At 68.1% G+C, this 25933-nt stretch carries 24 protein-coding genes; 12 read left to right on the forward strand and 12 right to left on the reverse strand.

Going from position 1 to position 25933, the window contains the following annotated elements:
- Window positions 1–7 precede the first annotated feature (7 nt).
- Entirely contained in the window at window positions 8–637 is a 630-nt protein-coding gene (locus tag QN358_RS09315) for a hypothetical protein (protein ID WP_323512164.1), read from the forward strand.
- 77 nt (window positions 638–714) lie between these two features.
- Here the strand turns inward: QN358_RS09315 and QN358_RS09320 are convergent, their stop codons facing one another.
- Both QN358_RS09320 and QN358_RS09325 read right to left on the reverse strand, forming a co-directional pair.
- Window positions 715–2349, reverse strand: a complete 1635-nt coding sequence (locus QN358_RS09320) for an MFS transporter (protein ID WP_136641041.1) — start codon at window positions 2347–2349, stop codon at window positions 715–717.
- Complete coding sequence (locus QN358_RS09325) at window positions 2342–2944, reverse strand: PadR family transcriptional regulator (protein ID WP_136641040.1); 603 nt, start codon at window positions 2942–2944, stop codon at window positions 2342–2344. The genes QN358_RS09320 and QN358_RS09325 overlap by 8 nt, the downstream gene beginning before the upstream one ends.
- Before the next feature lie 72 nt (window positions 2945–3016).
- Between QN358_RS09325 and QN358_RS09330 the strand changes: the two genes are divergently transcribed.
- The gene (locus QN358_RS09330) at window positions 3017–3820 is read left to right on the forward strand and encodes a hypothetical protein (RefSeq protein ID WP_323512165.1); all 804 of its coding nucleotides are present in this window, start codon (window positions 3017–3019) and stop codon (window positions 3818–3820) included.
- Between the two features lie 51 nt (window positions 3821–3871).
- On the opposite strand, the gene QN358_RS09335 is transcribed toward QN358_RS09330, so the two are convergent.
- Window positions 3872–4780 (reverse strand): LysR substrate-binding domain-containing protein, encoded by a 909-nt coding sequence (locus QN358_RS09335; protein WP_323512166.1) that lies wholly within the window; start codon window positions 4778–4780, stop codon window positions 3872–3874.
- Window positions 4781–4899: 119 nt separating this feature from the next.
- Here QN358_RS09335 and QN358_RS09340 point away from each other — a divergent pair, with 119 nt between their 5' ends.
- From QN358_RS09340 to QN358_RS09355, 4 genes are all read left to right on the forward strand, one after another.
- The gene (locus tag QN358_RS09340; protein WP_323512167.1) at window positions 4900–8424 is read left to right on the forward strand and encodes a bifunctional proline dehydrogenase/L-glutamate gamma-semialdehyde dehydrogenase; all 3525 of its coding nucleotides are present in this window, start codon (window positions 4900–4902) and stop codon (window positions 8422–8424) included.
- Between the two features lie 91 nt (window positions 8425–8515).
- Window positions 8516–9346, forward strand: a complete 831-nt coding sequence (locus QN358_RS09345; protein ID WP_323512168.1) for a LysR substrate-binding domain-containing protein — start codon at window positions 8516–8518, stop codon at window positions 9344–9346.
- A gap of 11 nt (window positions 9347–9357) precedes the next feature.
- Window positions 9358–9936 (forward strand): YdeI/OmpD-associated family protein, encoded by a 579-nt coding sequence (locus QN358_RS09350; RefSeq protein ID WP_323512169.1) that lies wholly within the window; start codon window positions 9358–9360, stop codon window positions 9934–9936.
- A 90-nt stretch (window positions 9937–10026) separates the two neighbouring features.
- A complete protein-coding gene (locus QN358_RS09355; RefSeq protein WP_323512170.1) occupies window positions 10027–11070 on the forward strand; it encodes an NAD-dependent epimerase/dehydratase family protein in 1044 nt (347 codons plus the stop codon).
- Between the two features lie 4 nt (window positions 11071–11074).
- On the opposite strand, the gene QN358_RS09360 is transcribed toward QN358_RS09355, so the two are convergent.
- From QN358_RS09360 to QN358_RS09375, 4 genes are all read right to left on the reverse strand, one after another.
- Window positions 11075–12658: a S53 family peptidase gene (locus tag QN358_RS09360; RefSeq protein ID WP_136641015.1), complete on the reverse strand. Its 1584-nt coding sequence runs from the start codon at window positions 12656–12658 to the stop codon at window positions 11075–11077.
- Window positions 12659–12730: 72 nt separating this feature from the next.
- Entirely contained in the window at window positions 12731–13999 is a 1269-nt protein-coding gene (locus QN358_RS09365) for an ABC transporter ATP-binding protein (RefSeq protein WP_323512171.1), read from the reverse strand.
- Window positions 13996–15555, reverse strand: a complete 1560-nt coding sequence (locus tag QN358_RS09370; RefSeq protein WP_136641008.1) for an ABC transporter permease — start codon at window positions 15553–15555, stop codon at window positions 13996–13998. The genes QN358_RS09365 and QN358_RS09370 overlap by 4 nt, the downstream gene beginning before the upstream one ends.
- A 10-nt stretch (window positions 15556–15565) precedes the next feature.
- Window positions 15566–16621 (reverse strand): iron ABC transporter substrate-binding protein, encoded by a 1056-nt coding sequence (locus tag QN358_RS09375; protein WP_136641003.1) that lies wholly within the window; start codon window positions 16619–16621, stop codon window positions 15566–15568.
- A 146-nt stretch (window positions 16622–16767) separates the two neighbouring features.
- Here QN358_RS09375 and QN358_RS09380 point away from each other — a divergent pair, with 146 nt between their 5' ends.
- On the forward strand, window positions 16768–18015 hold the full coding sequence (locus QN358_RS09380) for a sensor histidine kinase (protein ID WP_136641000.1): 1248 nt from the start codon (window positions 16768–16770) through the stop codon (window positions 18013–18015).
- On the forward strand, window positions 18012–18698 hold the full coding sequence (locus QN358_RS09385; RefSeq protein WP_323512172.1) for a response regulator transcription factor: 687 nt from the start codon (window positions 18012–18014) through the stop codon (window positions 18696–18698). The genes QN358_RS09380 and QN358_RS09385 overlap by 4 nt, the downstream gene beginning before the upstream one ends.
- Before the next feature lie 47 nt (window positions 18699–18745).
- On the opposite strand, the gene QN358_RS09390 is transcribed toward QN358_RS09385, so the two are convergent.
- The gene (locus QN358_RS09390) at window positions 18746–19333 is read right to left on the reverse strand and encodes a hypothetical protein (RefSeq protein ID WP_136640995.1); all 588 of its coding nucleotides are present in this window, start codon (window positions 19331–19333) and stop codon (window positions 18746–18748) included.
- Between the two features lie 157 nt (window positions 19334–19490).
- Here QN358_RS09390 and QN358_RS09395 point away from each other — a divergent pair, with 157 nt between their 5' ends.
- Window positions 19491–19856, forward strand: a complete 366-nt coding sequence (locus QN358_RS09395; RefSeq protein ID WP_136640992.1) for a tryptophan synthase subunit alpha — start codon at window positions 19491–19493, stop codon at window positions 19854–19856.
- A 4-nt stretch (window positions 19857–19860) separates the two neighbouring features.
- Here QN358_RS09395 and QN358_RS09400 read toward each other — a convergent pair whose 3' ends face one another.
- Both QN358_RS09400 and QN358_RS09405 read right to left on the reverse strand, forming a co-directional pair.
- A complete protein-coding gene (locus QN358_RS09400) occupies window positions 19861–20103 on the reverse strand; it encodes a hypothetical protein (protein WP_136640988.1) in 243 nt (80 codons plus the stop codon).
- Window positions 20104–20178: 75 nt separating this feature from the next.
- Complete coding sequence (locus tag QN358_RS09405) at window positions 20179–20973, reverse strand: dienelactone hydrolase family protein (protein WP_237280252.1); 795 nt, start codon at window positions 20971–20973, stop codon at window positions 20179–20181.
- A 104-nt stretch (window positions 20974–21077) separates the two neighbouring features.
- Between QN358_RS09405 and QN358_RS09410 the strand changes: the two genes are divergently transcribed.
- Window positions 21078–21440: a hypothetical protein gene (locus tag QN358_RS09410; RefSeq protein ID WP_323512173.1), complete on the forward strand. Its 363-nt coding sequence runs from the start codon at window positions 21078–21080 to the stop codon at window positions 21438–21440.
- A gap of 53 nt (window positions 21441–21493) precedes the next feature.
- Window positions 21494–21685, forward strand: a complete 192-nt coding sequence (locus QN358_RS09415; protein ID WP_136640980.1) for a hypothetical protein — start codon at window positions 21494–21496, stop codon at window positions 21683–21685.
- Between the two features lie 43 nt (window positions 21686–21728).
- On the opposite strand, the gene QN358_RS09420 is transcribed toward QN358_RS09415, so the two are convergent.
- The gene (locus tag QN358_RS09420) at window positions 21729–23414 is read right to left on the reverse strand and encodes an MDR family MFS transporter (protein WP_323512174.1); all 1686 of its coding nucleotides are present in this window, start codon (window positions 23412–23414) and stop codon (window positions 21729–21731) included.
- The gene (locus QN358_RS09425) at window positions 23411–24163 is read right to left on the reverse strand and encodes a helix-turn-helix domain-containing protein (RefSeq protein ID WP_323512176.1); all 753 of its coding nucleotides are present in this window, start codon (window positions 24161–24163) and stop codon (window positions 23411–23413) included. Before QN358_RS09425 ends, QN358_RS09420 begins: the two co-directional genes overlap by 4 nt.
- Window positions 24164–24369: 206 nt before the next feature.
- Here QN358_RS09425 and QN358_RS09430 point away from each other — a divergent pair.
- Window positions 24370–25933: HNH endonuclease signature motif containing protein (locus QN358_RS09430; protein WP_323512177.1), on the forward strand; the 1564-nt coding region annotated here is incomplete at its 3' end.

The following is a 25933-nucleotide window of genomic DNA, read 5'->3' on the forward strand; positions in this document are numbered from 1 at the left end:
TGGCGACATGACTTTTCATCGGTTTGTGGATGACGACGAGTTCTGGCAGCGCGTCAGCGTGAGCGACGACGCGTTTCGCGAATCGTTCGCCCGGTTGCCTATGTTCGGCGTCGCTGGATGGCCTGCGCTCCAGATCGGCGAGTGGATGTTCGCGGGCGGCCACCGCTCACTCGTCTTCACCAGTCCGGTCCGAGGCGACGTCTCAGCGCACGCGACCACGCAGGATCACGCGACGGCGACAGCCGGTGCGACGGTGACCGTTCACCTTGACGATCACCGTGACGCCCGCGAGTTTCGCACTCAGCTCAGCCGTCGCGCCGAGGCCTTCACCCATCGCGGCCACGCGTCGTACGAGCCCGTCGATCCTCTGGCTGCGGTTCCGGATGACCTGCTCACGCTGCTCGTCGACACCACCCCCGTGACGTTCGAAACCTGGTACTCGCACGCTGACCGCGGAGGCGTCTGGTGGGCATCCGGAACCCTCGGCCCCCACGCCATCGTTGTCGAGTCGAGCGGGCCCCTCACAGAGGCCCTTCGTTTGGATCGCCTGCACGACCCCGAGCCCCTCGTCACCGCGCATCACACCGTCATCGGCGCAGCCCGTGCCGCCGCCCTCGCCTCGCCGCCTTCGCCGTAGCTGCCACCTACGCGGCCGCACCCTGCCCCACCCACCCCACACGCACGCACGCACGCACGCAAACGCGAGGGTGTGGGTCAGGAGTGCGTCGGGGTGGGGGGCTCGGCGACGTGTGCCGAGTGAGCGGCGTGCGAAGCCGAACCGGCGTGCTCGCCGCCAGCAGGCACGCCTGCGCCCGTGGCCGCAGGCGCCCCGGCGGCAGCGTGACCGCCCGCAGCGGGCGCTCCACTGCCCCAGGAGTTGACGCGCTTGGGCAGCGCGAACACGAGCAGGAACGCGAGCACCGCGAACGCGGCACTGACGAGCATGGCCGAGGCCGCCGCATTGGTGAACCCGGTGGCCACCGCGGCCGGAGTGCGCCCGGCGATGGTCAGCGATCCGAACAGCACGCTGCCGATGATGGCGATGCCCACCGCGCTGCCGATCCGCTGCACGGCCGAGATGACCGCGCTGCCGGCGCCAGCGTCTTTGCGCTCGACGGTGGCGACGATGAACTGAGCGTTGGGGGCGATGAAGAACCCGTTGCCCACACCGGCCAGGAACAGCGGAACCAGCACGAGCCAGTTCGTGAGATCGGCGGCGGGCGTGAGCAGCAGCACCAGCCACAGCCACACCAGCCCGATCGCCACGAGAGCCGTACCGATCACCAGCACGTTGCGGCCGAGCTTGGCGGAGATTCTGTTGCTCTGCGACGAGCTGATGATGCTACCCACCGCGAACGGAATAGCGACGGCACCCGACTCGAGCGCCGTGTGGCCGAGGCCGGTCTGCCAGAGGATGGAGATGGTGAAGAAGATACTCGTGAACGCCGCGAAGTAGACAAGCGCCAGAACAACGCCACCGGTGAACGCCGGGTGCGTGAATAGGCTCGGGGGTACGAGCGGCACCTTGCCGCGGCGGGTGTAGAGCACCTCCCAGAGTCCGAACAGGGCGAGCAGAACGATGCCGCCGGCGATGGTGAGGTACGTCCAGAGCGGCCAGCCGGCGTCTTGGCCCTGGATGAGCGGAACAAGCAGCGCCACGAACCCGGCTGACACCAGCACGAGCCCGAGCCAGTCGACGCCCGACGACGGCTGGGCATCCTTCGACTCACGCTTGGGAAGGAGCATGGCGGCAGCAATGAGCGTCACGACGCCGATGGGCAGGTTCACGAAGAACACCAGCCGCCAACCGTTCTCGTCACCGAAGGCCTGAATCAGAAGCCCGCCGATGATGGGGCCGAGCGCCGACGACACACCGATGACGGCGCCCATGATGGCGAACGCCTTGCCTCGGGACGCACCGGGGAACAGCAGCTGGATGAACGCGGTGACGGCCGGCACGAAGATACCGCCGGCGAGCCCCTGTACGACTCGCGCGATGACCAGCTGCGAGTCGTTCTGAGCGAACCCGCACGCGAAGCTCGCCACGGTGAACAGCGCGATTCCGGTGAAGAACACCCACTTGTGGCCGAGTCGGTCACCGATGCGGCCCGCGGGGATCAGCGCGAGCCCGAAGGCGAGGGCGTAGCCCGAGATGATCCACGACAGAGTCGATTCGCTGGCGTTCAGATTCGACCGGATGCTCGGCAACGCCACGTTGACAATAGTGGTGTCGAGCAGGGCGATGCACATGCCGAGCAGCAGAACGACGAGCGCCTGCCATGCGTGTTTGGGTACCACCGGGGGCGATGAGGCCGCGGGCGAGGCCCAGGCGGCAGATTTTTCAGACATTGGTGTGTGGCCTTTCGTGATTTACAGTGTGCGTGACAGCACGGCCGACGCGTTCATCGTCGACGATCTCGGGCAGGGCCTTGACAAGGCCTTCATGCCATTCGACTTCGGCGCGCAGGCGGTGCTCGCGGTGGTTCAGGGCGAATCTCTCGGCGAGCGAGAGGTAGGGCAGGGCTTTGGTGTTCAAGCCCTCGGTGTCGTGCAGTAGCTCCCGCAGTGCCTGCAGACGGTTCTGGATGACCTGCGGCAGTTCATCGAGCCGCCCCCGGTCGAGGCGGGTGAGTGCCAGGTCGAACGGGTCGGGCTTCATGGCGAACGTGCTGAGTTCGTCAAAACGCATCGTGGTCAACGCTTCGAGGCCCGCAGTACTGATGCCGTACACCTGGCGCTCCGGAAAGTTGCCTTCCCGCTCGACCCGTACCACCTCGATGAGGTTCTCGGCCGCGAGGCGCTTGATGGCGCCGTAGAGGGCGCCGACACTGATGTCTGTCCAGAGGTGAACGTGCTCCTCTTCGGCGAGCAGGCGCAACTGGTGCCCGTGCATCTCTCCGTGCTGGGAGAGTGATCCCAGGATGAACAGACGAATGGATGACATGCGACTACTCTCACACAACTAGTCGCTCAAAATCAAGGGGGCGTCATCCTCACGAGCTGGTAAAGTGAGCATATGCCAGTTATGCAGAGGGTCGGGCGCGCGACGGCAGGCTGCCTCGCCATCGCCGCGGTATTCGCCGTGACGGGCTGCTCGGCGCACACCGCGGGCGACGGTCAGAAAGTCGCCGACTGGGTCGCGGCTGAGGCGCACGTCTCGGCGGCGACCTCGCTCGTCGACACCGACCTCTATAACCAGAGCATCACCCTCACTGTGGCGGTCGACCCCGCCATCACCGACGAAGACCTCTCCCAGCTCGCCGTTCAGACCGACCACCGCGCCGAAGACGCCGGCTGGTCGAACCCGCACATCACGTACACCCTCGGTGCGAACCACAGCGTCTCGAACGTCGGCGGGCCCACAACGCTGGCCGTGTTCGACCAGCTGCGGCACACCGACGGCTACCTCGCGGTGAACGCCCGCGGCACCGTCGACTGCGGCGGCAGCTTCTGCGTGTCGGTGGTCAGCACCGACCCTGCGGCGCTTCTCGCCGCGGCGAACCAGCTGATCGGCGTGGCCGCGCGGGTGGGCGGCGTGCAGACCGACCTGTTCTTCGCCGCGTCGACCGAGGGCGGCCGGTTCGTGGTCAGGGCCCAACCGGGGGCGACGCCCGACGCCGCCGTAGCGCTCTGGCAGAGCATCGCGGCGACCGTACCCCTCGCGCGCGCCGACGCATATGAGGCAGAGACCTCTGACGGCTCACCGCCCGCCCCACAACTCGACCTCACCGTGGCGTCAGCCGATCAGCAGGCCACGGCCGAACGCCTCGTCGCTGCGCAGACTGCCGTCGAGGCCCGTGTCTACCTCGCAGCGGGGTAGACACGGAGGTAGAAACGGAGACAGACACGGAGGTAGACACGGGGAGCCGCCTCACACCGCCTTCGCAAGCTCCGCCGCCGCCGCCTCGAGCGCCTCGCGAAACACTTGCACGGCCGGGTGCCGCGCCCCCGACCGCCGCACCGATGTGAAGATGGTGCGCCGCGGGGCACCGGGCAGCTCGAGCAGGCGACAGGTGGTGCCCCGACCCGTCCACACGAGATCGGGCATCAGAGCCACAGCGTTGCCCGACTCGATGAGCCTGATCTGGGCCTGCAGGTCGGCCGTCTGATACCGCACGTCGGGCTCGAACCCGGCCTGGCGGCAGACCTGCTCGGCCCAGTGCCGGCTCGCGGCGCCCGGGGGCTCCATGACCCACGGCAGATCGTGGGCATCCTGAACCGACAGCACCGGATGCACCTCGGCGGCCTCTGGCGGGCACGCCAACCTCAGGGCGTCGGAGGTCAGCGTTCTGCGGTCGAGATCGGGGTGTCTCGGGGCGGCGTGGGCGGGGTACTGTTCGGCCACGACCATGTCGAAGTCGCGCGCCCACGTCTCGTAGAGCGCGGTCTCGGGCTCGCGCTGGATCATCTCGACCCGCACCGCGGGATACCCGGCGCGCATGGCCGTGAGGGCGGCCGGCATCAGGGCGAGGGCGGCCGATTGGAAGACGGCGACCCGCACGATTCCCGCAACCGCGGTGGAGGAGGCGCCGAGGTCGGCCTCGGCCTGCTCGAGGATGTCGAGCACCCGGGTGGCGTGTTCGACGAGCAGCTCGGCCTCTGCCGTGAGCTGCACCCGGCGCCCGACTTTGCGCAGCAGTTCGACACCGGTCTCCTTCTCGAGCAGGGTGAGCTGCTGCGACACCGACGAGGCACTGAAGTTGAGCGCTTCGGCGACTCCGGCCAGAGTGCCGCGGATCTTCAGTTCGCGCAGCAGCCTGAGGCGGCGTACGTCAAGCATCGGGCATCCAATTGATCACTTCTACTTATGCCTATCGTTCAGAAACAGTCGCTTTATCTAATTAGACAGCGCGATCATACTGAAGGCAACCCCACTGACGCGATTGAAGGATCACTGCCATGACGAACGTCACCGACACCCGCCCGAGTGTGCACCCGCTGGCCGACGAGACCACCGCGCTGGTGCGGCGCTGGCTCGCCGAGGCCGCCACGATTCCGGTCGACGCGTCGGGCCAGCAGCTCGCGGGGGTGCTGAAAGACCCGCAGGGCCTCGCCTTCACGGTGGGCTTCGTCGACGGCGTCGTGCGGCCAGAAGACCTCACCGTCGCGGCTCGCAACCTGCAGAAGCTCGCGCCCCTGGTGCCAGCCTTCCTGCCCTGGTACATGCGCTCGGCCGTGCAGGTGGGCGGCGCTCTCGCCCCGCTGCTGCCGGGCATCGTGGTGCCGGCGTCGCGCACGGTTCTCCGCAATATGGTGGGCCACCTCATCGTCGATGCGACCGACAAGAAGCTCGGGGCGGCGATCGCGAAGATCCGCACCGACGGGGTTCGCCTGAACATGAACCTGCTCGGCGAGGCCGTTCTCGGCGAGCGCGAGGCCGCCCGCAGGCTCGAGGGCACCCACACCCTGCTGGCGCGGCCCGACGTCGACTACGTGTCGATCAAGGTGTCGTCGACTGTCGCACCGCACCCGGCGTGGGCCTTCGACGAAGCCGTCGAACACGTGGTCACGAGCCTCACTCCCCTCTATGCGCGCGCTGCGGCTGCCCCGACGCCGAAGTTCATCAACCTCGACATGGAGGAGTACAAAGACCTCGACCTCACCATCGAGGTCTTCACCCAGATTCTCGACCGCCCCGAGTTTCTGAACCTCGAGGCCGGCATCGTGCTGCAGGCCTACCTGCCCGACGCCCTCAGCGCGATGATGCGCCTGCAGACCTGGTCTGCCGCCCGTCGTGCCCGCGGCGGCGCCGGCATCAAGGTGCGCATCGTGAAGGGCGCGAACCTACCCATGGAGCAGGTCGAGTCGTCACTGCACGACTGGCCGCTCGCCACCTGGGGTTCGAAACAAGACTCCGACACAAACTACAAACGCGTGCTGAACTACGCCCTCGACCCCGAGCGCGTGAAGAACGTGCGCATCGGTGTCGCCGGGCACAACCTGTTCGACATCGCGTTCGCCTGGCTGCTGGCCGGCAGCCGAGGTGTGCAGGCGGGCATCGAATTCGAGATGCTGCTCGGCATGGCGCAGGGCCAGGCCGAAGCCGTTCGCCGCGACATCGGCGAGCTGCTGCTCTACACGCCCGTTGTACACCCGCAAGAATTCGACGTGGCCATTGCCTACCTCATCCGCCGCCTCGAAGAGGGCGCTTCGAGCGACAACTTCATGTCAGCCGTGTTCGAACTCACCGAGAACGAGGCGCTCTTCGAACGCGAGCGCCAGCGTTTTCTCGCCTCGCTGGCGAACCTCGACGACCGGGTTCCGCCGTCGAACCGCGTGCAAGACCGTACCGCTCCCGTCGATGCGGGCGACCGGATGCACGGCTTCAGCAACACCCCCGACACCGATGCGGCGCTGCCCGCCAACCGCTCGTGGGGCCGCGACATTCTCGGCCGCATCCCGGGCTCGACGCTCGGGCAGGGCCTGGTCGAGAACTCGACCGTCACCGATGCCGCCGACCTCGACCGCATCATCACCACCACCGCGGCGGCCGGGGCCGGCTGGGCCGCACTGACCGGAGCCGAACGCGCCGAGGTGCTGCACCGAGCCGGGGTCGCACTCGAAGAGAACCGCGCCCGTCTCATGGAGGTCATGGGTTCGGAGACCGGCAAGACCCTCGACCAGTCAGACCCCGAGGTATCGGAGGCCATTGACTTCGCCCACTTCTACGCCGAACTGGCGCGCGAACTCGACAGCGTCGACGGCGCACGCTTCGTTCCGGCCGCGCTCACCGTGGTCACCCCGCCGTGGAACTTTCCGGTCGCCATTCCCGCCGGCTCGACCCTCGCGGCGCTGGCCGCCGGGTCGGCCGTCATCATCAAGCCCGCACCGCAGGCCGAGCGAAGCGGCGCCGTGATGATCGAGGCCCTCTGGCAGGCCGGTGTGCCGCGGGAGGTGCTGCGGTTCATCCAGGTGGGCGAGAACACTCTCGGGCGCCAGCTCATTTCGCACTCCGCCGTCGACCGGGTCATTCTCACCGGCGGCTACGAGACGGCCGAGCTGTTCCGCAGCTTTCGGCCCGACCTCCCTCTGCTGGCCGAGACCAGCGGCAAGAACGCCATCATCGTCACCCCGAGCGCCGACTTCGACCTGGCCGTGAAAGACGTCGTGTCGTCGGCCTTCGGGCACGCCGGCCAGAAGTGCTCCGCCGCCTCGCTCGTCATCCTCGTGGGGTCGGTGGCCACTTCGCGCCGCTTCCACGACCAGCTCGTCGATGCCGTGTCGTCGCTTCGCGTGGGCTACCCCATCGACCCGGTCACTCAGATGGGCCCGCTCATCGAGCCGGCCGCCGGCAAGCTGCTGGCCGGGCTCACCACCCTCGGCGAGGGCGAGAAGTGGCTCATCGAACCGCGCTCGCTCGATGCGACCGGCCAGCTCTGGAGCCCGGGCGTTCGCACCGGCGTTCGCCGCGGTTCAGAATTTCACCTGGTCGAGTACTTCGGCCCGATTCTCGGCGTCATGACCGCAGCCACCCTCGAAGAGGCCATCGCCCTGCAGAACGAGATCGACTACGGCCTGACCTCGGGCCTGCACTCGCTCGACACCGACGACCTGCAGCTCTGGCTCGACACCGTGCAGGCGGGAAACCTCTACGTCAACCGCGGCATCACGGGCGCCGTCGTGCGTCGCCAGCCCTTCGGCGGCTGGAAGAAATCAGCCGTCGGCCCGGGCACCAAAGCGGGCGGCCCGAACTATCTCGTCGGCCTCGGGTCGTGGATGCCCGCCCACAGCACCGCGACCACCCCCGTCACCTCCGCCGCCGTTCGCGGGCTGCTCGCAGCCGCCGAGACCGCCGCCAGAAACAGCACATCGGGTGGATCCTCCGCCGCAGCGCCCTCGGGCGCAGCGGTCTACGGCGCCGTCGGCGGTTCGACCGGCTTCGACCTCTCGGCAGACGACCTGGCCTTCCTGCAGCGCGCGGCCCAGAGCGACGCCGCCGCGTGGGCGGCCGAATTCGGCACCGCACGCGACGTGTCAGAGCTCACCGCCGAACGCAACGTTCTGCGCTACCTGCCGCGCCCGGTCACCATCCGGCACAGCGAATCGCAGCCCGTCAGGGAGCTGCTCCGCGTGGTCGCCGCGGGTCTGCTCGCGGGCGCACCCCTCACCGTGTCGACCGCGAGCGTGCTGCCCTCCGGCCTGCTTCCGGCGCTCACAGACGCCGCCGTGGCCGTCACCACCGAGACCGACGCAGCGTGGATCGCCCGCGCGAAGTCGATCGGCGCTGGCCGCATCCGTCTGCTCGGCGGCGACGCATCAGCGCTCGCTTCAGCGACCAAGGGGCGGCCTGACATCGCCGTCTACAGTAACCCCGTCACCGAGTCGGGTCGGGTCGAACTGCTGCCCTTCTTGCAGGAGCAGGCCGTCAGCATCACCGCCCACCGCTTCGGCACCCCGAACCACCTGTCTGACGGGCTCATCTGACGGACTCCTCTGACGACCAGAGCCGAGCGGCAGATCTGGGGGGCAGAGCCCCGCCAACCGGAGTATTCTTGATACTAGGCAGGAGGCCCGCATGGATGCAGACCGTGAACAGCTCGAGGGCGTCATCGCTCTCGCTCGTCGGCACGCCGACCTGCCGTCGTCGGCGGACGCCGTCGACGCCGTTCGGGCCTTCGCTGACCAGCTGAGTGCACGCGCCGACAACGGCGACTCAGACCAGCCGCCCGCCGCCCTCGTGGTCGCCGCGGCACCCGGTATCCCCCTCGACGACCTGACCGCCGAGTTCGCAGCCGGCCACGCCGACGCTCTGGTGGCACTGAAGCCGAAGTCGTCTTCGAGCATCGCGGCACGAGCCGTGCGCTGCGGCGCCGCCTCCATTGCGATCGTACGTCTGCCGGTGCTCCGCCGCGGGCTGACCATCATTCCGGTGCTCGACGAACCATGGGTCGTGGCACTCCCGGAAACCGACCCGCTGGTCGCGGCACTCCAACCCACACCCACACCCACGCCAACACCCACCGTCACCCTCGCCCAGCTCGCCGGTCACCACCTGCTGCACAGCCCCGACGAGGTGCCAGAGTGGCGCGATATCGCGGCTGAGCTGCGGGGCGTCACCGTCGGCCAGACCCAGAGTTTCGCGCTGGGCCAGCTCGACACCCTCGACGAACAGCTGGCGCACGTGGCGGCGGGAAACGGCATCGTCATCGTTCCGCGGTCGATCGGCCTCGGCAACGCCCGCGTCGGGGTCGTCTTCGTCACGGTCGATGACATGACCCGCCATCACCTCGCCGTCGTGCACGCGTTTCAGGCGCCGCACCCCGCTGTCGCCGCATTCGTCGAGCAGGCCGCCCAGGCCCTCGCCGTGCATCCGGCATTCGCAGACAGCACCCGAGAGACCCTCTGACGGCACCCGTCATGCTCGACCGTGAGATGCACTTCAGCCCCGATGCAGCGGCCTGGCACGCGTGGCTCGCCGAGAATCACGCCGTATCACCCGGTGTGCGGCTCGCCATCGCCAAGAAGGGCGGCGCCCAGCCCAGCGTGAGCTACAGCGACGCCCTCGACAGCGCCCTCTGCTTCGGCTGGATCGACGGCCAGAAGAACCGCCTCGACGACAACTACTTTCTGCAGAACTTCGGCCCACGACGCCCGCGCGGAATGTGGTCAGAGATCAACCGCGACCGCGTCGACCGCCTCATCGCCGACGGGCGCATGCGGCCTGCCGGGCTCGCCGAGGTCGAGCGCGCGAAGTCTGACGGGCGCTGGGCGGCCGCGTATGCCGGCTCGAAAACCATTGTGGTTCCGGATGATCTTGCCCTCGCCCTGGCAGCACGGCCCCTGGCCGCGGCCTTCTTCAGCGGACTTTCGAGCGTGAACCGGTACGCCATTCTCTTTCGCATCGGCTCGGTGAAGAGGGCAGAGACCAGAGCCCGCAAGATCGCCGAGTACGTCGAGATGCTCGAACGCGGCGAGACGATCTACCCGCAGCACTAGGCGTGTCAACCCCGGGCGACACCCGCCCGATTGGTGATGGGATGAACCGAGACGCCCGCCCGGGCATCCTGTACCCGCCAGAGGAGTCCCATGCGCATCGTTGTCGTCGGAGCCACCGGAAACCTCGGCACCGCCCTGCTCACCCGATTGCAGAGCGAACCCGCGGTCACCCAGATTGTAGGTGTCGCACGGCGCGTGCCGAACACCGCGGCGGCGCCCTACAGCGCAGTTGAGTGGCACCCGCTCGACATCGCCGACGACCGCGCGACCGAACGGCTGGCGACGGTGTTCGCAGGGGCCGATGCAGTGGTGCACCTGGGCTGGGCGCTGCAGCCCAACCGCGACGAGGCCACACTGTGGCGCACCAACGTCACCGGAACGCGGGCCATTCTGGCGGCCGTCGCGCGAGCCGGAGTGCCGCACATTCTCGCTGCGTCATCAGTGGGCGCCTACAGCGCGGGCCCGAAACACCGTCGGGTCGACGAGAACTGGCCGACCGGCGGGCTGCACACGTCGCACTACAGTCGCCACAAGGCCGTGAACGAGCGGGCGTTCGAGCGGTTCGAGGCCGAGAACCCCGGCGTGCGGGTCACGCTCATGCGGCCGGGGCTTGTTTTTCAGCGCCGGGCGGCGGCAGAGCTGCACGGCCTGTTTCTCGGGCCGCTGCTGCCGACGGGATGGCTGGGGCTGATTCGGCCGCCGGTGGTTCCGTTGCCGGTGCAGACCATCTTCCAGGCCGTGCACGCGAGCGATGTGGCCGATGCGTTCTGCCGCGCAATCGACCGGCGTGAGGCGGGCGCCTTCAACCTCGCCGCCGAACCTGTGCTGACACCCCCGCTCATCGCCGAAGCGCTCGGCGCGAGTCGCAGTGTGCCGGTTCGGCTGGCTGCCGCGCGCCTACTGGTGTGGGCAACGTGGAAGCTGCGCCTGCAGCCCACCGACCCGGGCTGGATCGACATCGCCGCAGGCGTACCCGTCATGTCGACCGAGCGGGCGCGAACCGTGCTCGGCTGGTCACCGCAGGTGTCAGCGACGGATGCCCTCGACGAAGTCGTTCAGGGCCTCGCCGACGGCAGCCGCGTAATGGCCTCGCCGCCGCTGAGCGGTCAGCACTCTCCGCGGTCGCGAGGGTGAGCCGCTAGGCGCCCGGCTTCGTCGCCGCGAGGGCGGCAAGCAACGCCGTGCCGTCGGGTACACCCAGACCCGTGCACGCATCCCAGCCCGGGCCGGCCGTGAAGGCACCGTTCGAACCCTCGGTGACATCGCGAAGCCCGGCCGCCGACGAACCCGCTCCCGTGCCCGTGCCCGTGCTCGCTGCCGCCAGCGCGTACAACCGCGGCTGCAGCAGCCCGAGCGGCGTGCCGAGCGACTGAACCAGCCTCGCCACGAGCGCAGCCCAGAGCGGGGCGACCGCACTGGTTCCGCCGTAGACCGCCCGCTTGCCGTCGACCAGCACCTCGTACCCCGTCGCCGGGTCGGCGTTCGCCGCGACATCCGGCACCCCACGCCCACCGGGTCCATTGGGCGCGGCACCCGCCGGAACGCCGGCCGCACTCTGCCAGCTCGGCAGCCCGAACACATCGCTCACGCCGCCGCCCGTGGCGCCTTTGCCGGCGCCGTTGTTCCACACCGTCTCTGAGTTCACGCGGGTTGCGGTGGCGTGCAGGCTCGTGCCGCCGCACGCGAGCGCGTGGGGGCTCGACGCCGGAAAGTCGGCGTGGTTCCTGCCGTCGGCTGCGCCGTCGGAGCTGCCGTTGTCGCCCGCAGCCGCGGTCACCGTCACGCCGAGCGTCGCCGCATCGGCGAGGGCGTCGTCGAGCGCGGTTCGTGCCTGCGGCGTCCACTCGTCTTCGCTCTGGCCCCAGCTGATGCTCATTGCGGCAGGCGTGGGCGTGGAGTGGGCCGCCGTGGCGACGGCGTCGAGAAAGCCGGCGTCGGTGTTGGGCGCGAAGTACACCACGATCGATGCCTTCGGGCTCAGCCCGCCCACCACCTCGATGTCGAGCAGCACCTCGCCGTCGGCCCCCGTCGGGTCACCGCCCGGCACGTTCTTCGCCCCATCGACACCCACCGCCGTCACGCGCGGTGACCCCACTCCGAGCCCGCCGAAGTACGTGTCGAGGTCGCTCTGCTGATACCCACCGCCGAGTTCGACGATGGCGACCGTCTGCCCCGACCCATCGGTGTCGGCCGGAAAACGGTAGATCTGGCCCAACTCGACCGGCGTGTAACTCACCGTCGCGGCTCGCGCTTCAGCAACCCGAAACTGGGCGCGGGCCTGCGGCCGATCATCCAGCCCCAGCACAGCCGTCACGACCCCCTCGAGCGCGACAGGAATGCTCAGCCCACCCGTACGGTGGCGGTGCTCAACCCGTTGCCCGTCGGGCGCGCTGCTCGTCACCGCCTCGAGCGATGTGCCGAAGACGCGCCCCACCTGGGCCGCCGTGCCCTCGACTCGCACTCGCCGCGAGGCCGCATCGACCAGCAGCACGCTGAGCCCCAGCCCTTCGAGAGTCGACGTCACGAGCTCGACATCTGCCGGTGCCGCCCCCAGCTGCCCCGAAGCCTCCCGGCGCAGCACCACGGTCGCGTCGACCAGTGCAGCGGGCGGAAGCGCCCGAGCAGCGGCCAGCGCCTGCCGAGCCGGCGGCCGCTCACTGCCGGCCAGCGGCACCAATTCGATTCGTTCGTGGTCGCCCCGGGCGCCCTCTGTCTCCGTCATACCACCGGTCTACACGGCGCCACCGACACCGTCTAGCCCCCTTGCGACTCCATCGGCCCGTCGTGCCCTGGCTCAGTAGACGACGACTCCGCCGGTCACCTGGATGCGCGCGGGAACCCCTCTGGCGAACTGCCCAGCCTCAGCCAGCGGCACCCGCACGTCGATCTCGACCCCACGAGCATCACCACCTGCACCTGCACCTGCACCTGCACCTGCACCTGCACCTGCACCTGCACGAACCGTAACGCGCGCATGCGACCCCCGCAGCGTTACCTCGAGCACCACCGCGTTCGCCGCCGATGCATTCGCACCCGCATCCGCCATCAGGCGCAGCTGGTCTGGTCGAAGAAGTGCCGTGGTCGGGCGGGCACCGCCAATGCTCCGGTCGTGCCGCACGGGCAACTCACCGAGCGCCGAGTGCGCAACACCACGCACGACCTCCACCGGCAGCAGCACAGCGGCGCCCAGGAACTCAGCCGCCCACGCGTCGACCGGGCTGTCGAACACCGCAGAGGGCTCCCCCGTCTGAACCAACCGGCCGCCCGTCAGCAGGCCGATCGAGTGGCCGAACGAGAGGGCCTCCTCCTGGTCGTGTGTCACGAGCACTGTCGTCACACCGCTGTGCTCGAGCGCGGCGATGACGGCCTCACGCGTCTGCGCCCGCAGGCCGGTGTCGAGAGCACTGAACGGTTCGTCGAGCAGAATGATGCCGGGCTCGGGGGTGAGCGCACGCGCCAGGGCCACGCGCTGCTGTTGGCCGCCCGAGAGCTCGTGCGGAAACCGCCCGAGCAGCCCGCTGTCGAGGGCCACGAGCTCGGCCACCTCGCGAACCCGGCGTTCTGCCGCCGCCCGGCCACCCGACAACGCACCCGATAGGCCTCCCGAATGACCGGCCGAACGACCACCCGACAGGCCGAAGCGCAGATTCTGCCGAACCGTGAGGTGCGGAAAGAGCGCGCCGTCTTGCGCCACGTACCCGACCCCGCGCCGATGCGCCGGCACCGAGACAGCACGCGCCCCACCGCCCCGCCCGGCACCGGCACCAGCACCGGCACCGGCAGCGTCAGCGGCAGCGGCACCGCCACCGGCATCGATACCGCCCTCGGCCAGCCCCGACGCAGAAGCACCAGCCGCCGCCGACACCACCCTGCCCCCCAGCACGATCCGCCCGGCATCCACCCGGTCGAACCCGGCGATCAACCGCAGCAGCGTGCTCTTTCCGCTGCCAGAGGCCCCGACCACGGCCATCCGGGTGCCCGATGGCAGCGAGAACGTCACGTCGGCGAGAACGGCTATCCCGCCGAGGGTCTTCGACACACCGGAGACAGAGAGGGCACTCATGTGGTCACACGCTTTCGGGATTGCGCGAACAGCAGCGCGACGGCGGGCACAGAAAGGAGAATCAGCAGCACCGCATAGGGCGCGGCGTTCGAGTACGCGACGGCCGAGCTCGCCGACCAGAACTGGGTGGCGAGCGTTCGGGTGCCGTTGGGCGCCAGCAGCAGGGTGGCGGTGAGTTCGTTCGCGGCCCCCAGCCCGACCAGTGCCGCGGCGGCACCGATCGAGGGCAGCAGAAGGGGCAGGGTGACGCGAAGGCGCGCCGAGACCAGCGAATGCCCGAGGGCCTCTGCCGCCTCTTCCAGGGCAACCGGGGCTTGGGCGAGCCCTGTGCGCAGGCTCACCAGGGCCCGGGGCAGAAAGATGATCACGTAGGCCAGGCCGACAGTGAAGGGGGTCTGGTAGAGCGCCGGAACGAGGCGAATCGTCACGGTGACGAGCGCCAGCGCAATGATGATGGCGGGCAGACTGCTCGCGACGTAGGTCGCCCCTTCGAGCACCCGCGCACGGCGGCTGGGGTGCCGAACGCTGAGCCACGCGACCGGCAACGCGACGAGCACGGCGGCTACAGCGCCGCCTCCGGCGAGGAGAACGGTTTGAATGATCGAAGTGGGCAGCTCTCGCTGCGACCACGGGTCGCCGACGCTCAGCCAGCGCACGAGGCTCGCCACGGGCACGCCGATCGACAGCACCGAGAGAAGAGCAAGCCCCACCAGGGCAAGGGGCGCGAAGGCCCCGAGCCTCGCCGGCGTCGCCCTGCGCGCCACCCCCGAACCGAGGCGCGCGAAGCGGGCCCGCCCCCTGGTCGACGCCTCGACCACCAACAGCACCAGGCAGACGGTCGCCAACACGGCCCCGAGTGCGCTCGCCGCCGGCCCTGCGAACGTCGACTCGTACTGCACGACGATCGCTGTCGTGAAGGTGTCGAACCGAATGAGCGCGAATGCCCCGTACTCGGCGAGCAGATGAAGCGCCACCACGAGGCCGCCGCCCCAGACGGCCAGCCTCAGTTGCGGCAGAACCACTCGAAAGAACACGGCCCACGGCCCCAACCCGAGCGACCGGGCCGACTCTTCGAGGGCTGGGTCGAGGCCCCGAAGGGTAGCCACGGCCGGCAGGTAGACGAGCGGAAAGTACGCCAGCGTCGCAATGAGCAGACCCCCACCGAGACCACCGATCGAGGGTACGGCACTCACCCAGCCGTAGCTGCTCACGAATGCAGGAATGGCCAGAGGGGCCGCCAGCAGCACTCCCCAGACCCGTCGCCCCGGCAGAGTGGTGCGTTCGACAAGCCAGGCACCCCCCACACCCAGGGCCACGCACAGCGGCACCCCGAACCCGACCAGCAGCAGCGAGTTGACAAGCAGTTCGCCGACCTTCGGCCGGAAGATCAGCGGCGCGAGCGTGCTCCACCCCACCTGCAGAACGATACTGAGCACGTATCCCACGGGCACCAGCATCACCACTGCGATGAGGCACACCAGCACAACGAGCAGAGCGGAAGGTCGTGAGCCTCGACTCACGACCTTCCGCCGGTCATTCTGAATACGTTCAGCCATAGGGTTTCGACTACAGCAGGCCCGCCTGCGTCATGAGATCGGTAACCTCTGTGCTGTTCAGCGTAGAGGGGTCGATGGTGGGTGCTTCGAGCGAAGCCAACGTCGGCAGTGCGGGGTTCGGTGCGACCTCGCTGGCAACGGGGTATTCGAAGCTCGTTCCGGTCTGCAGGATGCCCTGGCCGGCCTTGCCCGTGATGAACTTCACGAACGCCTGCGCTGCCGCCTGGTTCTTGCTCGAAGCGAGCACACCGCCGCCGGAAACGCTGACGAATGCACCCGGATCTTCGTTCTTGATGTAGTGCAGCTTCGTGTTGAGGCTGTTCTCCTTGGTGCCGGCCTGGTCGATGAACCAGTAATAGTGGTAGATCACCCCGAGCGGAATCTCGCCGGCATTGACCGCCTTCATGACGGTGCTGTTGCCCTTGTACGCGGTGAAGTTGGCTTTCATCGAGGTGAGCCATGCCAGCGTCGCGTCATGCCCCTTCTCGGCGAGCAGTGCAGAGACGATGGCCTGGAAGTCGGCGCCGCCGGGTGACGCAGCCCACTTGCCCTTGTATTTCGCGTCGGCCAGGTCGAGCAGCGACGCGGGCAGTTCGGCCTCACTGATCAGCGACGGGTTGTAGACGACCACCGTCGAACGGGCAGCGATGCCCGTCCACTTGCCGGTCGAAGGCTTGTACGCGGTGGGAACCTGAGCCAGCGTGTCGGCGTCGATGGCGGCGAACAGCCCGGCATTCTCGACCAGCGACATCGAGGGTGAGTTCTCGGCGAGAAACACATCGGCCGGCGACGCGGCGCCTTCGGCGATGATCTGGTTGCCGAGTTCAGAGTCAGAACCGTTGCGGAGCGTTACGGTGACGCCTGTCTCCTTCGTGAACTCGTCAGCCCACTCCTGGGTGAGTTCTTCGTGCTGGGCGTTGTAGACCGTGAGACTCGTTCCCGAGAACGAGGCGGCGCCGGTCGCCCCGGCGGTGGCGGCCGGCGTGGTGCTCGCAGACGAGCATCCGGTGAGCGTCAGCGCAGTTGCGGCTAGAGCGGCGGCGAAAACGAGGGGAAGGCGGTTCATGGCAGTACAGGGTCTTTTCTGTGAGAGCACGAAAGATCGAACAAAGGTAACCCTAACCTAACCTTCGGCCGTTCGGGTGGTGCAGACGGGATTGAACGAAACCCGCACACATCTCGTTAGGTTCCAGCACGGCTAGAGTGTCGACTGTGCTGGCCTGGTTCGAATCACACCCCCGGCTGGCCGACGCGGCCATCGCGGTTCTCGCCTTCGCCCTGTTCGGCGCAGCCGATTTCGTGCGTGACGGCGTCCCTGGCATGCTCATCGACATCGTCTTCGCCCTCTCGCTCGCTTTCTGGCGCCGGATGCCCGGCCTCGGCCTCGCGATCGCCTGGGTCGGGGCGCTGGTGCAGATCGGTACCGTCGACGGGCTGATTCTCGGAGACATCCTGATTCTCGGCGCGGTCTTCGCCACCGGCCTCACCGAGCAGAGATTCGTTCGCTGGGCGGGCCTCGCTTCGAGCGTAGTGGGCGGTGCGGTGGCCGGCGCCCGGCTCGTTCTCTTCGCCCCGAAGACGAGCGACAGCGCACTGCTGCCCACCGATCCGTTCTACCGCGGGGTCTACTTCGTGCTCGTCAGCGCGGTCATCGCTGCGGCGCTGGCGCTCTTCTGGGCGCTCGGAGTGCTCGTACGCAACAGACGGGCCGCGGCCGGCCAACGACTCGGGCGGCTGCACGACCGCATCATGGCCGAGGCGACGCTCGCCGAGGAACGCGAGCGCGCCCTGCTCAGCCGCGAGATGCACGACCTCATCGGTCATGCCCTGGCCGTGGTCATCGCGCAGTCTGACGGGGCTCGGTACGCGAAAGCCGCAGACCCCGAGGCGGAGACCCGTGCGCTCGAGACCATCGGCCGCACGGCCCGGGCAGCGCTCGACGACGTGCACGAACTGCTGAGCGTGCTGCGAGAGCCGCGCGATCCGGCGGCGCGGCCGGCGCTCGGCGCGGCAGGGCTCGGCGTCATGGTGGCAAGCGTCAGGGATGCCGGGCTCGCCGTGACCGTCACCGAGACGGGCTCCCGGGTGGCGCTCAGCGCGGCCCACGAGCTGGCGCTGTTCCGCGTTCTTCAGGAGAGCCTCACGAACGCGATCAAGCACGGCGGGCACGGGTCGGCGGTCGACCTGCGGCTCGACTGGCAGGCGAGCGCCGTTCACTTCGACGTGCTGACCGACGAGCCGGGCACAGGCACTCGCAGCCTCATCGGCACATCGGGCCAGGGGCTCATCGGCATGACCGAGCGCATGCGCCTGCTGGGCGGCGGGGTCGAAACCGGGCCTCGCACCGACGTCTCCCGAGGCTTTCGCGTTCGTGGCTACCTGCCGTACTCCTCAGCCTCACCCCTTCAGCATCTCCCCACCCAGCCCCGCACCCCCTTCCCCAGTGAGAGCAGCAGATGACCGCCGAGATTCGCGTAGGCCTCACCGATGATCAGCCGCTGTTCCGGGCGGGCATCGCCATGGTGATCAACTCGCAACCCGACCTCAGCGTGCGGTGGGAGGCCTCCAACGGTGCGGAGGCGGTCGCGCTCAGCGCTTCAACCCCTGTCGACGTGGTGCTGATGGATCTCGAGATGCCGCAGATGGGCGGAATCGAGGCCACCGGCTTGATCGTGCAGGGTCGGCCCGGGCATCCGGCGGCCGAAACGGTGCCGCGGATCATCGTCTTGACCACCTTCGACCTCGACGACAAGACCTTTCGCGCCATCAACGCCGGCGCGAGCGGGTTTCTGCTGAAAACGACCAACCCCGAGTTTCTGCTGGCGGCCATTCGCACGGTTCACGCGGGCAACGCCGTCATCGCCCCGGGTGCCACTGCGAACCTCGTGCGGCGCTTCGCCTCGCCTGTCGATACTGGCTCGGGCGCCGGCTCCAATCGCGAAGACACCCTCTCGCTGCTCACCCCGCGCGAGCGCGATCTGTTCGACCTTGTCGCCCGCGGTCTGAGCAACGCCGAGATCGCGGGCGAGCTGCACCTCAGCGAGGCCACCGTGAAGACGCACGTGAGCCGCATCCTCGGCAAACTCGAACTGCGCGACCGGGTTCAGCTGGTGATCTTCGCGTACCAGCACGGGCTCGTCTGACACGGTCGTCAGGTCTTCTGGATGGCACGCCTTCCTGGCGCGGTTCGTTACCGGCCCGACAGCGTCGTGACCACCGTCTCTGCGTCAGCGAAATAGTTCGCATAGTAGTTCGGGTCGGCGTTCACCTGCACGGCGTGAGCGGCCTCTGTAGGGGTGAGGCTGGTCCAGTCGGGCAGGGCCTCGAGCGCGCCGAAGAAGTTCACGGCCGCGGTGTACGGATCCATGCGGTCGGCCAGGGTACCCCACGCGCCGTTGTCGCGCTGCTGAAAAAGGCCGCGGCTGTCGGCTCCCGCCGCGTCGCCGTAGTCGAGGTTGCGAAGACCCGACTCACCCATAGCCGTCATCACGCCGATCGCCTTTGTGTGTGGGCCCACCCCCATCGTGTCACCGGCGTTCATGATCTCGGCCGCGTTCACCAGTTGCGCCTGGCAGTACCCGGCGACGGGCCCAGCAGGCACCGTGATGCTGCCCACCGTGACGTCGGCCGCGGCCGGGCAGGTGAGGGCGGTGGCGCTCGTCACCTTGGAAGCGAATGGGTTCGACCCCGAGCCGAAGAGGTTCACCACGAGCGCGGTGCCGCCGATGGCGCACGCGAGAACCGCGCCGGCAACGATCAGACTCGCGCGAGCTCGCATGGGGGCTACTTCTCTCTTCGGGAACTACAGACGGGCGTCTGCACCCGACGAGCCTACGAGACGCGCATCACTGTGTGGTTGGCGTGGGCTGACAGAAGCCTGCAGATGTCATTCACCCCGGTACCCCGCATACAGAAACGGTGTTTAGGCTGAAGGGGTGGAGCAGAACGCACAACCGAACGAGCATCAGAACTCGTCCCCGCCACGCAACCGGGCGAGCCTCGAAGTGCTGCGCGCCGAGGCCCGCGAAGAACTCGACACCGTCGTCAACGACCGGCTGCGGTCGGGCGAAGACCCGTGGGAATTCGTGCACGAGATGCCGAGCACTGACGAGCTCGTGGTCTACCTGCTGCGAGCCGACGCCATCACGGCGAACGACGGCCAACGCGGATCATCGGCGCGCGAGTATCGCCTGCTGCGGCAGATCGCGCTGCAGTACCCCGAACTCACCACCACCGTCTGGCGCATGCTGGGTGAGCACGGCTGGTTCGCCGAGCGGTCACGGTCACGAGAGCGGGAGTAGCGCCTCAGCGTGACGCCAGGAACGGTACGCAGAACCCGCCCACCGTCGCCACCACCATGCCGATTCCGAGCGCGATACCGCCCCTGACCCGCCGCCGGTGCGGCTCGGCTCGGGTCGAGCCCCAGAGCATGGCGTTCACGTGAACGCGGTGCGCCTCGTTGACGATCTCGCGGGTACCCGGCAGATCGGGGTCGAGTGTGCCGTTCGCAAAATGCGCTTCGATGCGTTTCGCCTCGCTGAGTGTCATCGGCGCTCCGGATGCCCGCTTCACGACACCACCCACCCTTCCGCCGCTCTGACCCGCTCGTTCACGTGTAGATGCTCACGCGAAGATCTCATCGAAGAACGCCCGCATGGCCACCCATGAGCGCTGGTTCGCGTGAGCGTCGAACGCGGCGCCATACTCGGGCGAATTGGCGTCGGGCATGGTGAACGCGTGCATTGCGCCGCTGTAACTGACCACCTGCCAGTCGGCGGCCCCGGATTCCCTCAGCTCGTTCTCGAACGCGACGACCTGCTCGTCGGGAACGACCGGGTCGTTCGCCCCGGTGAGTACCAGCACGGGCGACCGCACAGCGCCTTCGGCTGCCGGATGCCCGGTGGCGAGCCTGCCGTGGAATGACACCACCCCGGCGACCTCTGCCCCGTCGCGGGCGAGCTCGAGCGCAGCGCTGCCGCCGAAGCAGTACCCCATCACCGCGATGCGCTCGGTGTCGACACCCGGTTCGCTGCGGAGTCTCTCGAGGTTCGAGCGCATGCGCTCCCGAAACAGCTCGGTGTCGCCATAGAATCTTCCGGCCGCCGCCGGGGCTTCATCGTCGCCGAGCAACTGGCCGCCCCCGTAGACATCGCCCGCCAGAGCGATGTAGCCGAGGCGCGCCAGCATCTGTGCCCTCACCTTGGCGTGGTCGCCGAGGCCCGACCAGTCGGAGATGACCAGCACCCCGGGCCGCAGCGGCACCGCATCAGCACCCGCCGGCCTGGCAACGAACCCACCGAAGGCGGTGCCGTCATCGTGGTACTCGATGGCGGCGGTTTCGATGGGCGCCGTTTCGGGCACCGAATCGAGCAGGGCCGTGAGGCCGGCAGAGAGGGGAGCGGAATATTCAACTGGCACGTTATCTCCTGAACCGAAGGCGTCGCCCCATTGGGCGTTCAATAATCGTACGCTCAGAGATGAACGATTCCTGAGACAGGGACGACTCTTGAGAGAGGCCCGGCATGACGCTCCCATCCGAACCGCGTGAACCGCGTGAACCGCGTGAACTGCGTGAACCACTCGACCCCACCAAGGTGACCAACCAGCCCTCGCTCACCACCTCGACCGGGCGCATGTGGCTCATCGTGGGCGGCCTCTTCGCCCTCATCGCCGCCGCGGTGCTCATCTGGGTGCTGCCGTTCGAACCGCACGGCCTCGCGGCCATCGCCCTCGCAGTGGTGGTGCTCCTGTACGCGGGCATGGTCATCACCCAGTTGGTCACCCGTCGCGGCCGGCTGCGGCTGGGCATCCTCGCCGCCCTGATGCTGACCATTGCCGCCGTGGCACTTGTGACGCTGCTCATCATCGCGGCCAACCAGATCTGACCCACAGGCCAGGCCCCCTCGACGCTCTCGCAGTCGGCGGGTATCGTGAAGCCATGTCTGAAAGCACCGCTTCTCCCGAGTACCCCGATTCTGCTGGCTACCCCGACGGCGAAGGAGTCGTCGGCAACGGTCCGACCACCGACGCCGTGCCGTCAGGGGTCGACCCGACCATCGCCGATGAGCCTGAACCCGACGAGCCAGATGCTGCAACCGACGACGAGTCGACCGACGTCAACGACGGCTGACACCGCCCGACGTGTCGACCTACTACTGAGGCGCGTCGGTCTACTACTGAGGCGCGTCGGTCTTCACGGCCGGGTCGGCCTTCGTCACAGCGTGCTGCGCATCCCTCTTCGCCTCGACCAGCCCCGCGACCCTCGCCGCTTCGAGGTCTTCGGCCTCGGCTCCGCTGACCGCTTCGCCGCGCGCCACCATACCCGCAACATCCGAGAGCGGAATCTGCTTCAACAGCAGTGACAGCACGAAGGCGATGGCAATGAACGGAATCAAATACCAGAACACGGGTGCCAGCGAGTCGGCGTAGGCCGTCACCACCTGGTCGTGGATGGCCGGCGGCAGCTGATTCAAAGCGGCCGGGTCAAGACTCGCCGTCGACTGTGCCGCCTGCGCGGCCGAAGCTCCCGACCCCGTGAAGATGCCGGTCAGCTGCTCAGAGAGCCTGCTCGTGAACAGGGCCCCGAACACGGCCACACCGAGCGCTGAGCCCACCTCTCGAAAGTAGTTGTTCGTGCTCGTTGCCGTGCCAACCTGGCTGGCAGGCACCGAGTTCTGAACGACGAGCACCACCACCTGCATGATGAGGCCGAGGCCCGCGCCGAAGATGAACAGGAACACGCAGATGAGCCAGATGGGCGTGCTGACGCTCAGTGTGGTCATGCAGAACATGGCCACGCCGGTGATGAGGGTGCCCGCGATGGGGAACACCTTGTATTTGCCTGTGCGTGTGATGGCGACGCCCGAGATGATCGACATTCCGATGAGCCCCACCATCATGGGCAAGAGCAGCAGGCCCGATGCGGCGGCCGAGGCGCCCGATGCCATCTGAAGGAAGGTGGGAACGAAGGCGAGCGCGGCGAACATGGCAATGCCGAGAACGAAGCCGATGGCCGTGGCAGTGACGAAGACGCTGTTGCGAAAGAACGAGAGCGGGATGATCGGGTCTTCGGCTCGCGATTCGACGAGCACGAAGGCGGTGCCGGCCAGTAGCAGGCCCACCCCGAACATCCACGTTTCGACCGCGCCCCAGCCGTGCCTCGAGTTGCCACCGAATTCGGTGAAGAAGATGAGGCACGTCGTAGCGGCCGAGAGAAGCAGAACGCCCGCGATGTCGATGCGCAGGGTGGCGCGTTTGCTCGGCAGCGTGAGGGCGAACCAGGTGATGATGAAGGCGATGATGCCCACCGGAATGTTGATGTAGAACGCCCACTGCCACGTGAGGTGATCGACGAAGAACCCGCCGAGCAGGGGGCCGCCGACGGCAGCCAGACCGAAGATTCCGCCGAGCGGGCCGAGGTACTTGCCGCGTTCTGAGGCTGGAACGATGTCGGCGATGATCGCCTGCGACAAGATCATCAGACCGCCGCCGCCGAGACCCTGCAGCGAGCGGAACACCACGAACATCCAGAAGTCGGTGGAGAACGCACAGCCCACCGAGGCCAGCGTGAACAGCGCAATGGCGATGAGAAACAGGTTGCGGCGGCCGAGAACGTCGCCGAACTTGCCGTAGATGGGCATCACGATCGTGGTGGCCAGGAGGTACGCGGTGGTGATCCACGCCTGGTTCTCGACCCCGCCGAGCTGGCCCACGATGGTGGGCATGGCCGTCGAGACGATGGTCTGGTCGAGACTCGAGAGCAGCATGCCGGCGATGAGGGCGCCGAAGATGATCCAGATGCGGCGCTTCGTGAGCAGCAGCGGCCCCGACGTGCTCTTCAGGGCGTTGGCGGTCGTCATGGGGTTGTCACCAGGTCTTTCGGTTGGGAGGGGTTGGTCTGTTGGGTGTTGGCACGCGTCGGCGCCTGTTCGGCGTTCAGCAGCCGTTTCGCGGTGGCGAGGGTGCTCTGCAGTATCTCGTCGAACGGGCGGGTGTTCGTCTCGACGAAGAACGCATCGGCGCTCAACCGCACCAGCGACCCGACGATCGCCACTGCCACATCGGCCAGCGCCCGGTCGCGCTCGCCCGTGAGACCTTCGCGCTCGACCACGAGCGCGACGAAACGCTGCTGCTCGGCCTGGCCGGAGCGCACAAGCGCCGGCAGAAGAGCGGGCTCGCGTTGCAGGGCGGCGATGAACTCGGCGGTGTCGTCGGGGGTCAAGCCCATCTCGTCGAAGTGCGCCACGGCGAGGGCTGCGAGATCATCGATCAGGCGCCCCGGGTCGACTGTCGCGGCTCCGGCTTCGGCTTCGGCTCCGGCTCCGGCTTCGGCTGCGGCTCCGGATGTCCGGCCTGCCATGAACGCAGCCACCTGCCCCTCGTCGACCCCCTTCGCGAAGCCGAGCACCGCATCGTCTTTCGACGAGAAGTAGTTGAAGAACGTGCGTCGCGACACCCCCACACCGTCGCAGAGCTCCTGCACCGTGAACCCGGCGAGGCCATGCTCGGCCGTGAGCCGGCGCGCCGCCGAGGTCAGCCGCTGGCGTGCGCGTCGCTGGCGATGGGCCACCCCTCCGGCGGGCGGCTGGGTACCTGGGTCATCGTGCATGGGACCAACTTTGCACTTTAACTAAGAAAGTGCAAATGAATATTCTGGGCTCGGCTCGGTGCGGCTCGGCTCGGTGCGGCTCGATGCCGGGCGGCCGGCATGCACCATTGTCGGCACTACTCGTCCACAATCGGAGCCCGCAACGACCTTTCCACAGATTGCCGCCTCCACCCCCGTGCCCCTGAAATCAGTGCTTGAATTGGCGCATGTCCCGAGCAATTCTCGCCTTAGAGCGAGGTGAAACCCATACCGCCCGACCGCTGACGACACCGCTGCACCCCGCATCATCGCGGCGCGATCGCTTCGCCGCCGCCGTCACCGCCGTCGTGGCGAGCCACCGCGCCCTCGCCACAGCCCATGCCCGGCACACCACCCTTGTCGAGCAGGCCCGTCTCGCCGGCCTCGCGCTCCACACCACCGACACGACCGTCGCCGGCCCCCGATGGTCATCCGACGTCGTTGCCGAGCGCCAGATCGTCACCGAACTCGCCGTCGCCCTCCATCACTCCGAAGCCGACGCCCGCCGCCTCGTGCACACCAGTCAGGCTCTCCACGGCCACTTCACCAACACTTTCACGGCACTAACCAACGGCACGATCTCCTACCGCCACGCCGAGAAGATCGTGCAACACAGCACCGCCCTTCCCGAAGACCGCCTCGCCATCTACGAAGCAGAACTCCTCCCCGCCGCACGCACCGTCACACCCCAACGTCTCGATCACCTCGCCCGAGCCGCCACCGAGCACGCCCAGCCCACCACCGCCATCCAACGCCACATCGACGCCGCCGCACACCGTCGCCTCTACCTCGACCCCGCCAGCAACGGCATGGCCTACCTCACCCACTACCTCCCCGCGGTCGAAGCCGTCGCCATCTACAACCGCGCCACCGACCTCGCTCGCTCCACCAAGAACACCGGCGACCGCCGAACCCTCACCCAGCTCCGCGTCGACGCCCTGAGCGACCTCCTCCTCAACGGCGAGACCACCGCCGCCGACCCCACCAACACGAGCACCACTGACAGCTCCAGCTCCAGCTCCAGCTCCAGCTCCAGCGGCGACCGTACCGGTTCAGGGATGGAGAACTGCCCTGGCAGCAGCATCGGTGCCGGCATCGGTACTGGCATCGGTACTGGCATCGGTACTGGCATCGGTGCCGGCACCCGCGGAATCCGCGCCCGAGTCCACATCACCGTGCCCGCCCTCACTCTCCTCGGCCACACCCTCCCGGCCGACGGCCACGACCCCGAGTACCGGCACGAGCGCGAGCACGGCCACGAACGCGAACGCGAGCACGAGCACGGCCGCGACCACGAACGCGAGAATGACCGACTCGAGCCCGCGCACCTCGAGGGATACGGGCCCATTGATCGCCAAACCGCCCTCACCCTCGTCCAGGGCGCACCGTCGTTTCTTCGCGTGCTCACCGACCCCATCACCGGATGCGCGCTCACCTACGGCCGAGAACGATACAAACCACCGCCCGACCTCGACGATCTCATTCGCCTCACCCACACCGAATGCACGTTCCCTCTCAGCTGCGAGTCATCCGCAACCGCAGACCTCGACCACACCATCGCCTGGAACGACGGCGGCGAAACCGCCTACAACAACCTCTCCCCGCTCTGCACCAGCCACCACAATGTCAAACACCACACCGACTGGCACATTGAGCAATCCGCCACCGGCACCATCACCTGGACCTCCCCCGCCGGCTTCGAATACACTGCAACTCCCACCCCTGTCTCTTATACACATCTCCGAGCCCACG

Origin of the sequence: Subtercola sp. RTI3, from assembly GCF_035018625.1 — a bacterium.
GTDB classification, from domain to species: domain Bacteria; phylum Actinomycetota; class Actinomycetes; order Actinomycetales; family Microbacteriaceae; genus Subtercola; species Subtercola vilae.

Coding starts and splice junctions, on each gene's coding strand:
- QN358_RS09335 (WP_323512166.1), bottom strand. CDS start 4,780: ATGCTTGACGTACGCCGCCTCAGGCTGCTGCGCGAACTGAAGATCCGC.
- QN358_RS09360 (WP_136641015.1), bottom strand. CDS start 12,658: ATGACGGAGACAGAGGGCGCCCGGGGCGACCACGAACGAATCGAATTG.
- QN358_RS09315 (WP_323512164.1), top strand. CDS start 8: ATGACTTTTCATCGGTTTGTGGATGACGACGAGTTCTGGCAGCGCGTC.
- QN358_RS09370 (WP_136641008.1), bottom strand. CDS start 15,555: ATGGCTGAACGTATTCAGAATGACCGGCGGAAGGTCGTGAGTCGAGGC.
- QN358_RS09340 (WP_323512167.1), top strand. CDS start 4,900: ATGACGAACGTCACCGACACCCGCCCGAGTGTGCACCCGCTGGCCGAC.
- QN358_RS09410 (WP_323512173.1), top strand. CDS start 21,078: ATGACGCTCCCATCCGAACCGCGTGAACCGCGTGAACCGCGTGAACTG.
- QN358_RS09330 (WP_323512165.1), top strand. CDS start 3,017: ATGCCAGTTATGCAGAGGGTCGGGCGCGCGACGGCAGGCTGCCTCGCC.
- QN358_RS09345 (WP_323512168.1), top strand. CDS start 8,516: ATGGATGCAGACCGTGAACAGCTCGAGGGCGTCATCGCTCTCGCTCGT.
- QN358_RS09420 (WP_323512174.1), bottom strand. CDS start 23,414: ATGACGACCGCCAACGCCCTGAAGAGCACGTCGGGGCCGCTGCTGCTC.
- QN358_RS09325 (WP_136641040.1), bottom strand. CDS start 2,944: ATGTCATCCATTCGTCTGTTCATCCTGGGATCACTCTCCCAGCACGGA.
- QN358_RS09355 (WP_323512170.1), top strand. CDS start 10,027: ATGCGCATCGTTGTCGTCGGAGCCACCGGAAACCTCGGCACCGCCCTG.
- QN358_RS09375 (WP_136641003.1), bottom strand. CDS start 16,621: ATGAACCGCCTTCCCCTCGTTTTCGCCGCCGCTCTAGCCGCAACTGCG.
- QN358_RS09415 (WP_136640980.1), top strand. CDS start 21,494: ATGTCTGAAAGCACCGCTTCTCCCGAGTACCCCGATTCTGCTGGCTAC.
- QN358_RS09350 (WP_323512169.1), top strand. CDS start 9,358: ATGCTCGACCGTGAGATGCACTTCAGCCCCGATGCAGCGGCCTGGCAC.
- QN358_RS09320 (WP_136641041.1), bottom strand. CDS start 2,349: ATGTCTGAAAAATCTGCCGCCTGGGCCTCGCCCGCGGCCTCATCGCCC.
- QN358_RS09425 (WP_323512176.1), bottom strand. CDS start 24,163: ATGCACGATGACCCAGGTACCCAGCCGCCCGCCGGAGGGGTGGCCCAT.
- QN358_RS09365 (WP_323512171.1), bottom strand. CDS start 13,999: ATGAGTGCCCTCTCTGTCTCCGGTGTGTCGAAGACCCTCGGCGGGATA.
- QN358_RS09400 (WP_136640988.1), bottom strand. CDS start 20,103: ATGACACTCAGCGAGGCGAAACGCATCGAAGCGCATTTTGCGAACGGC.
- QN358_RS09385 (WP_323512172.1), top strand. CDS start 18,012: ATGACCGCCGAGATTCGCGTAGGCCTCACCGATGATCAGCCGCTGTTC.
- QN358_RS09390 (WP_136640995.1), bottom strand. CDS start 19,333: ATGCGAGCTCGCGCGAGTCTGATCGTTGCCGGCGCGGTTCTCGCGTGC.